This is a genomic window from Campylobacter sp. 1569 (genome assembly GCF_024723675.1).
Classification (GTDB): Bacteria; Campylobacterota; Campylobacteria; order Campylobacterales; family Campylobacteraceae; genus Campylobacter_D; species Campylobacter_D jejuni_C.
In genome coordinates this window covers 93,721-100,361 of sequence record NZ_JANQDB010000007.1, presented here as the reverse complement: position 1 = coordinate 100,361, position 6,641 = coordinate 93,721, and the positions used below count along the sequence as shown (strand labels likewise).

At 28.9% G+C, this 6,641-nt stretch carries 8 protein-coding genes and 1 pseudogene; 4 read left to right on the top strand and 5 right to left on the bottom strand.

Going from position 1 to position 6,641, the window contains the following annotated elements; translation table 11 throughout:
- The 4 genes and pseudogenes from CAMP5060_RS05145 to argS form a co-directional block, all read left to right on the top strand.
- Positions 1-945, top strand: a pseudogene (locus CAMP5060_RS05145) (hypothetical protein); the annotation flags it as partial.
- Positions 942-1,556, top strand: a complete 615-nt coding sequence (gene gmk, locus CAMP5060_RS05140; protein ID WP_087700150.1) for a guanylate kinase — start codon at positions 942-944, stop codon at positions 1,554-1,556. The pseudogene CAMP5060_RS05145 and the gene gmk, both read left to right, overlap by 4 nt.
- Position 1,557: 1 nt before the next feature.
- Positions 1,558-1,797, top strand: coding sequence for a twin-arginine translocase TatA/TatE family subunit (locus CAMP5060_RS05135; RefSeq protein WP_039618758.1), 240 nt, complete (start codon positions 1,558-1,560; stop codon positions 1,795-1,797).
- A gap of 9 nt (positions 1,798-1,806) precedes the next feature.
- Entirely contained in the window at positions 1,807-3,402 is a 1,596-nt protein-coding gene (gene argS / locus CAMP5060_RS05130) for an arginine--tRNA ligase (protein ID WP_337217223.1), read from the top strand.
- Here argS and CAMP5060_RS05125 read toward each other — a convergent pair.
- From CAMP5060_RS05125 to CAMP5060_RS05105, 5 genes are all read right to left on the bottom strand, one after another.
- A complete protein-coding gene (locus tag CAMP5060_RS05125) occupies positions 3,399-3,917 on the bottom strand; it encodes a threonine/serine exporter family protein (RefSeq protein ID WP_039628611.1) in 519 nt (172 codons plus the stop codon). The genes argS and CAMP5060_RS05125 overlap by 4 nt on opposite strands.
- Positions 3,914-4,690, bottom strand: coding sequence for a threonine/serine exporter family protein (locus CAMP5060_RS05120; RefSeq protein ID WP_337218012.1), 777 nt, complete (start codon positions 4,688-4,690; stop codon positions 3,914-3,916). Before CAMP5060_RS05120 ends, CAMP5060_RS05125 begins: the two co-directional genes overlap by 4 nt.
- A 62-nt stretch (positions 4,691-4,752) precedes the next feature.
- Positions 4,753-5,379, bottom strand: a complete 627-nt coding sequence (locus CAMP5060_RS05115) for a DUF2920 family protein (protein ID WP_337218011.1) — start codon at positions 5,377-5,379, stop codon at positions 4,753-4,755.
- On the bottom strand, positions 5,379-6,008 hold the full coding sequence (locus CAMP5060_RS05110) for a DUF2920 family protein (RefSeq protein WP_337218010.1): 630 nt from the start codon (positions 6,006-6,008) through the stop codon (positions 5,379-5,381). The genes CAMP5060_RS05115 and CAMP5060_RS05110 overlap by 1 nt, the downstream gene beginning before the upstream one ends.
- Positions 5,995-6,606 (bottom strand): DedA family protein, encoded by a 612-nt coding sequence (locus CAMP5060_RS05105; RefSeq protein WP_087700732.1) that lies wholly within the window; start codon positions 6,604-6,606, stop codon positions 5,995-5,997. The genes CAMP5060_RS05110 and CAMP5060_RS05105 overlap by 14 nt, the downstream gene beginning before the upstream one ends.
- Positions 6,607-6,641 lie beyond the last annotated feature (35 nt).

Genomic DNA, 6,641 nt, shown 5'->3' with positions numbered 1-6,641 from the left:
GAAGAAAATATAGAAGAAAATATAGAAGAAAATATAGAAGAAAATATAGAAGAAAATATAGAAGAAAATATAGAAGAAAATATAGAAGAAAATATAGAAGAAAATATAGAAGAAAATATAGAAGAAAATATAGAAGAAAATCCTGCCGAAATGGATTCTTTTGATGAATTACCTATGGTTGAAGAAATGGGCGAAAAAGAGATGAGTTTTGATGATTTGCCTGAGGATGCTCAATTTATTGGTGAAACAAAAGATGATGATAGCATTGCAGAAGAAAATGAACCTTTAGTGGAAGAGCTTTTAGAGGATGAGGCTATGAATTTTGAGCCCGAAGAAGAATTAAGCACTCAAGATAAAATCAAAGAAGAGTTAGCTGCTATTGATGAACTTGATGAAGAATTAAACGATCTTGATGAGGAGTCAATGCAAAATTTTGATACCCAAGAAACAGGTAGCGATGAAAATGTACAGGTTTTAGATTTAGAGGAAAATATAGAGGAAAATATAGAGGAAAATATAGAGGAAAATATAGAGGAAAATATAGAGGAAAATATAGAGGAAAATATAGAGGAAAATATAGAGGAAAATATAGAGGAAAATATAGAGGAAAATATAGAGGAAAATATAGAGGAAAATATAGAGGAAAATATGGGCGCAATTTTAGATGATACACAAGATGAGTTTGCAAATTTAAATGAAAATGATATTATGTTAGCTTTAGGTGAAGAGCTTGCTCCAGTTATTGTAGAAAAGAAAGAAGAGAGCAAGGTAAATACTGAAGAAAAAGTAGAAAATTTACAAGAAGATGAAATGGTAAATGAACTTAGTAAAAGCATAGCTCAAACTATTACTTCAAGTATTACTGATGATACTTTAAAAGCAGCCTTAAAAGGCATGAAAATGAATATAAACATTAATATAAGCTTTGATGAGGATAAACATTGAGTGGTCAAATTTTAATCATCTCAGGGCCAAGTGGAGCAGGTAAGAGCACCTTGCTTCAAAGGCTTTTTAAAGAAAAAGATAATATTTATTTTTCTATTTCAAGCACAACAAGAGCTCCTAGGGAAAATGAAAAAAATGGAGTAGATTATTTTTTTATCAGTGAAGAAGAATTTAAACAAGGTATAGAAAAAGGCAATTTTTTAGAGTGGGCTTTGGTGCATAAAAATTATTATGGCACCTCATTAATCCCTGTAAAAAAAGCATTGCAAGAGGGTAAAAGTGTTGTTTTTGATATCGATGTGCAAGGTTTTTGTATAGCTAAAGAAAAAATGCCTGAATATATTACTTCTGTTTTTATTACAACCAAAAATAAAAAAGAACTTGAAAAAAGATTGCTTAAGCGAAATACTGATAAAATAGAAGATATTAGCAAAAGATTAGAAAATGCTAGTGATGAAATGGCTTATTTGGATCGGTATGATTTTTTAATCATAAATGATGATCTTGAAAAAAGCTATAGAGAGTTAGAAGCGGTTTTTGAAGCTTCAAAATTAAAAAGTACAAAACATGATTTAAAACAAATTCAAATTCAATGGAATAAAGGAGAATAAAATGCATATGCCAAGTGGAACCCAATGGTTGATTATATTACTTATAGTAGTGTTGCTTTTTGGTGCAAAAAAAATTCCAGAGCTTGCCAAAGGTCTAGGAAAAGGTATTAAAACTTTTAAAGATGAAATGAACACAGAAGATGATAAAAAAATCGTTCAAGAAGATGCACAAAAAATTGAAAAAATTAATGAAAAAGATGTGCTTGTAAAAGAAAACAATGAAGAAGTAAAAAAAGCTTAAGGTAAAACATTGAAAACTTTAGTTTATAAAAAAATTAAAGAAAAATTAGGAAGAGATTTTATCTTAGAAAATCCTAAGAATAAAAATCTAGCTCATTTTGCTACACCTTTAGCTTTTTCTTTGGCTAAAGAATTAAAGCAAAATCCCATGATAATTGCTAATGATATTGTTGCTAAGTTAAAAGATTGTGAATGTTTTGAAAGTGTAGAAGCTTTAAATGGTTATGTAAATTTTAAGCTTTCAAGAGCTTTTTTAAATTCTTTAGCTACACAAGCTTTAAGCGATAGTGAAAATTTTGCAAAAGATGAGAAAAAAGAGCAGAGTTTTTTACTTGAATATGTGAGTGCAAATCCAACAGGACCTTTACACATAGGGCATGCTAGAGGGGCTATTTTTGGTGATACTTTAACTAGGGTTGCTAGACATTTAGGATATAAATTTGATACAGAATATTATGTTAACGATGCGGGTAATCAAATTTATCTTTTAGGTCTTTCTATATTGCTTGCAGTAAAAGAACATTGCTTAAAAGAGCAAGTTCAATATCCTGATGAGTATTATAAAGGTGAATATATCATAGATGTAGCAAAAGAGGCTTTTGCTGAATTTGAAAAAGATTTTTTTATAGAAGGAAATATTCCGCAATTAGCACTTTGGGCTAAGGATAAAATGCTAAAAATTATTAAGCAAAATTTAGCCGATGCTAAGATATTTATTGATACTTATGTGAGTGAAACAAGCTATTATAGTGAATTAGAAAATACTTTAAAAGCCTTAAAAGAACATGGTGGTACTTATGAGCAAGATGGTAAAATATGGCTTGCATCAAGTGCTAAAGGTGATGAAAAAGATCGTGTGATTATTAAAGATGATGGAAAAGGAACTTATCTAGCTGCTGATATAGTTTATCATAAAGATAAAATGAGCCGCGGTTATGATAAGTGTATTAATATATGGGGGGCTGATCATCACGGCTATATTGCTAGAATGAAAGCTGCTATGGAATTTTTGGGTCATGATAGTCAAAATCTTGAAATTATCTTAGCACAAATGGTTTCATTGTTAAAAAATGGCGAGCCTTATAAAATGAGCAAAAGAGCAGGAAATTTCATTTTAATGGGTGATGTTTTAGAAGAACTTGGTAGTGATGTGCTAAGATATATTTTTATTAGTAAAAAATGCGATACACATTTGGAGTTTGATGTAGATGAGTTTAAAAAAGAAGATAGCTCCAATCCTGTGTATTATATTAATTATGCTCATGCGAGAATTCATCAAGTATTTGCCAAGGCAGGTAAGAGTGTAAATGATGTTATATATGCTAAATTTGAGAGTTTAAATGAAGATGGTATGAATCTTTTATTTGAAAGCTTAAATTTAAAAGCAGTACTTAATGATGCATTTGAGTCAAGAGCCTTGCAAAAAATTCCTGATTATTTAAAAAATTTAGCTTCTTTGTTTCATAAATTTTATAATGAAAATAAAGTTGTTGGTTCAAGCAATGAAGATGAGCTTTTAAAACTTTTTGCTATATGTGCTTTGAGCATTAAAACAGCTTTTGCACTTATGGGAATAGAAGCAAAAAATAAAATGAATCACGATTAATTTTGATCGTGATTTTTGCTTTTTTTGATACTTCTTGTCATCATAAAGCTTTGTTCAAAAAACAAAAGCAAGGTCACGCTTACTCCTACTGCTAAGGCTAATGTTACTGAAAGTGTTGTGAAAAAATGATCAAAAAATTGAATTAAGAAATTAGTTTTTTCGTTGATATCTTCTGAGCGTATAAATGAAATAAGATATAAAATTGCTTTATAGGCATAAATTCCAGGTATCATAGGAATGAGAGCAGGAAAAGCTATAATTTCAGCAGGCGTTTTAAAAATTTTGGCCAAAAATAATCCAAGACAACCTATGCTAAAAGAAGCTATAAAGGTTGCAATAGCTAAGGTTTGAAAACCAAAATATCCCATTAAAGTAAAACGCATGCCATGAGCTATAGCGGCTAGTATGGCTGAGAGTATGAGTGTTTTAAAGGGTGGATTACATACATAAGCAAAACCAAAACCTGTTAAAGCCGCAAAAAACATATCCCAAAGTATAGAAGAATAATCAATCATCTTAAAATCCCAAAATCATTAATACCAAGAGTAGTATAAATTCCAATGGCAATACAACACACTAATATCACTACGCTTATAATACGACTAAGTCCCATAAGAATATGATCTTTTAAAATGTCTATAACGGAGTTTATAAAATAAACCCCAGGAATTAAATACAATATACTAGAACCCAAAGCAACATTGGCTTCTTGCACGAGTTTTAAATCCACTCCAAAAAATACAATAAGTGAGGATAAAAAAGAACAAATAATGTATTGAATTCTTAAATCGATTTTTATTCTAGTGAGTAAAACTCTTAAGCTAAAACCTACTAAAGTAGCTAAAAACACAAATAAACAGCCGTAAAAATCTCCTCCAAATAGCTTGCAAAAGGCTGAATTTGCTACTGAAACTAAAAATAAATTAGCTAAAAAAGGATTTCTTTTGCTTTGTTTGAGTTTTAAAAGAGAAAATTTAGCTTCTTCTAGGTTGTATTTATGATCATGAATTTGCCAGCTTAATGCACTGAGCTCTAAAATAAGTTTAAAATTAATATGATTGTACTTATTAGGTATGATATAGGTTCTTTGTATGGAATTATCATTTTTATCAAAAATATTTAGTGTGGTATGGTGAAAGAAAAAATTCATATTAATCTCATAACCATATGCATTAGCTATTCTTCCAACACACTTTGCCACTCTTGCTGTGTAAGTTCCAGCACTTAAAAAAACACTAATATATTCGATTAAAAAATCCGTTAAATTTTGAATTGATGGTTTTTCCATAGTATTTTCTTTGAAATAGTTTATAGGATTTTATCAAATTTTAAATATAAAATATTATAAAATTAATGATAATCTAAAAAAAACTGCGGAAAATCATTTTCGTTTTTCGAAAAAGTATAAAGTAAATTTTCACTTGGATAGGTAATTTTTTTAACTATTGTTTTTTTCTTTTGTTTTGAGATTTTTTCTAATACTATTGGCAGTTCTTTATTGATTAGCATTTTTAAGGACATACCCATACCATGTTCAAGATTTTTTATAAATTTTCCATCAACTTGACTTTCTTTTTCAATTATTGTTAAGTCAGCGTCAAAACCAAGTTTTTTTAGTGTTTTGTAAAGTTGAATTTTATCTTCAGGTGGAGCAATTCTCAAATCTTGCATACTATGATAAGATCTATAAATGGTTTTTGGAAATTGTGCTTGAATTTGTAAATGTTCTTCATCTAAAATATTACGTATTCTTCTAAAGGCTTTTGAAAAATAATAGGGTGAGTTAGGATTACTTGTAAAATGTGTTTTTGTAAAAGCATTAAATTTTATATGTTTGTAGTTATCATCCAATAAAGAAGTTTCATAATAATTTATAAAATCAAGTTCTTTTGTAAAACCAACTAAGGGTAGAAAAACTTTAGCATAAGATGAATTATCTATAACCCCATCAATTTCCCATGGCATTAATTTTGCCATTAGATGTGAGACATATCCGCCGTGAGAGCTTCCAATAAGAACAATTGGAAGTGTTGAGATATCCCCCCCCCACCCATATAATTAAAGAGATTGTGATTTGTTTTGATATAAGATAATACTTGTAGACAATCTAGTGCTTGCATAATGCCAAAATTTTGATATTCGTTTTTCGTTGGTTCAAATGTAATGCTGAGATTAATAATTTCATTTTTTGGAATGATATGGAGTTGTTTTAGTTTTTCTATTTCACTATTTAAAAACAATGCAATTTCGTGAATACCTTTGAATGTTTTATTTTGGGTATTGATATTATAAGTACTACAAATAGAAGCAATAATGTTTTGATCAAAGCTATCTAGTATTAATTTAGCACCATTTTGTGGCCTACATTGTATACAAAAATAATTTACACTTACGCATATTACATTATGATTTTCTAAAACTCTATAAATAAGCTTATTTTGGTATGTATCATTGATATCACTACCTAGACCAGGTAAAAGAAATACAATAGCTTCGATTTCTTTTTCATCATCATAATCAATTCTAAAATCTAATAAAGATTGTCTTTGTATGTTAAGCTCTATATCATCAAAAGATGGAATTTGAAAAAATTTAGTTTGAAGCATGGTTTTTCCTTTTTTGGATATAGATATAAATAGCTACAATCATAGCAGCAAAAACAATACAAGCTATAATAACAAAATGTAAATATTCTTTGATTAAATCTTCATTTTTGCCTAAAATATAACCTAATACAAGTAAGATTAAACACCAAATTCCTGCTCCTAAGCTGGTATAAAACATAAATTTTTTCAAATTCATTCTTGCGAGTCCAGCAGGTAAAGAAATGTATTGACGTAAACCAGGGATTAATCTACCACTAAAGGTGGATATTTCGCCATGTTTATTAAAAAAGGCTTCAAATTGAGCAAATTTTGTTTCATTAACTCCAAAATATTTGCATATTTTTAAAAGAACTTCCCGTCCTAAAAAATAACATAAATAATAATTTAATAAAGCTCCTAAAAGAGCTCCAAAAGTCCCACAAAGTAAACATAACCAAAAGTTAAGCTCGTTTTGATGAGCTAAATATCCAGCAGGTATCATCACTACTTCGCTAGGAAAAGGAAAAAAGGAACTCTCTATAAACATAAGAAAGATAATCCCCCAATAACCCCAATCTTTTGCAAGAGTGAGTAAAAAATCTACAATATCACCAAGCATAAATAACCTTTATTTTTTAAGCTAATGATATAAGT